The following is a 1,675-nucleotide window of genomic DNA, read 5'->3' on the forward strand; positions in this document are numbered from 1 at the left end:
CACCGCCAACACGACGGGCCCGGAGCCGCGCGCCCGGGCCTCGGCGAGCGCGGCCGCGGGGTCGGCCCAGGGCCGCAGATGGGTGAGGATCAGCTGCCCCGCCCCCGCGCGGGTCGCCGTCTCGGCCGCCTGGGCGGGGGTCAGGTGGTGGCGGGCGGCCCCGGGCGTGTCCACGGACGCCGCCGCCTCGCACAGCAGGACGTCGGTACCGCGGGCGAGGCCGTCCAGCTCGGGGCACACCCCGGTGTCGCCGGAGTAGGTGAGGCTCGTGCCACCGGCGGAGACCCGGACGGCCACGGCGGGCACCGAGTGCCGGACCGGCACCGTCCGGATGGTGAACGGCCCGATCCGGTACGGCTCGGGTCCGGTGTCGATCCACCGCAAAGCGCCGGTGTAGGGGCGTCCGTCGCCGACGGCGCGTGCGGCGGAACCCGCCGGGGCGAGCACGGGAACGGTTCCGGGCGCGTCCCGCCGGTCCCGCAGGTACGCCAGCGGCACCAGGTCGGCGCAGTGGTCGCGGTGCGCGTGGCTGAGCACCACGGCGTCCACGGCGCACGGTTCGGCGAACCGCTGGAGCGGGCCGAGCGCGCCGGTCCCGAGGTCGAGCAGGATCCGGACGCCCGCGTGCTCCACCAGGTAGCAGGAGCACGCGGCGTCCGGGCCGGGCACGGTGCCCGCGCACCCCACGACGGTGAGGATCACCGCGGCGTCCGGGCGGTCATGCCAGGACGCGCCCGACGAGGTCGGCGACCGCTCCGTCGGCGCACGCCGCGACGACGATGTCGGCCGCCGCGAGCACGTCCGGATGGCCGTCCCCGACCGCCGCGCCCAGCCCGGCCGCGCGGATCATGTCGATGTCGTTCGGGTTGTCGCCGATCGCCGCGACCTCGGCGATCGGCACCCCCCGCGCGGCGGCCAGCTCGCGCAGCGCGGTGCCCTTGGTCGCGCCCTCGGGCAGCACCTCGAGGTAGGTGCTCTCGGACCGGACGAGCGTCACGCCGGGGACGGTCGCGGCGACCGCGCGCTCGGCCGGATCCATCAGCGCCGGGTCCGCGCAGACCAGCATGACCTTGGTGATCCCGTCGAGCGGCAGGTCGTTCCAGGACGCGACGGGCACCAGGCCGATGCCGTCGCGGCGGGCGTAGTCGCGCAGCGCCGCCGCGCCGTCGTCCCGCGTGTGGCCGCGCCCGTCGCTGAACACGACCGCGTGCGCGCCGTCCGGCAGTTCGTCGAGCAGCAGGGACAGCTTGGCCCAGGACGCGGCGTCCAGGCAGCGGGCGTGGAGCAGGCCGCCGGTGGACAGGTCGACCACCCGCGCGCCGTTGTAGAGGATCGCCGGGGTGGCGAGTCCGAGTTCGCGGTAGTAGGGCAGCGCCGACTCCTCGGTGCGGCCGGTGGCGACGACGACCTCTCCCCCGGCCGCGGCGAACCGGCGCAGCGCCGCCGCGTTCGCCTTGGGTATCCGCAGGTCGCGGCCGACGAGCGTGCCGTCCAGGTCGGTGACGATCCACCGGACGGACCGGCGCCCGGTCACGTGCCGGCCCCGGCGGCGGCCAGGCCCGCGACCTCGGTGAGGACGGAGCCGCCGAGGTCGAACCCGCCGACGCAGGCGACGTAGCCGGGGGCGGCCCAGTCGGGGCCGCCGGGCTCGCCGCCGAGCGGCAGGTACACGCCG

At 77.4% G+C, this 1,675-nt stretch carries 2 protein-coding genes; both read right to left on the reverse strand.

Going from position 1 to position 1,675, the window contains the following annotated elements; all coding sequences use genetic code 11:
- On the reverse strand, positions 1 to 702 hold a 702-nt coding region (locus tag DZF91_RS24125; protein ID WP_147341339.1), incomplete at its 3' end, for an MBL fold metallo-hydrolase.
- Between the two features lie 16 nt (positions 703 to 718).
- Positions 719 to 1,534: a Cof-type HAD-IIB family hydrolase gene (locus DZF91_RS24130; protein ID WP_117359582.1), complete on the reverse strand. Its 816-nt coding sequence runs from the start codon at positions 1,532 to 1,534 to the stop codon at positions 719 to 721.
- Positions 1,535 to 1,675 lie beyond the last annotated feature (141 nt).

The sequence above is a fragment of the Actinomadura logoneensis genome (assembly GCF_003428695.1).
Lineage (GTDB): Bacteria > Actinomycetota > Actinomycetes > Streptosporangiales > Streptosporangiaceae > Spirillospora > Spirillospora logoneensis.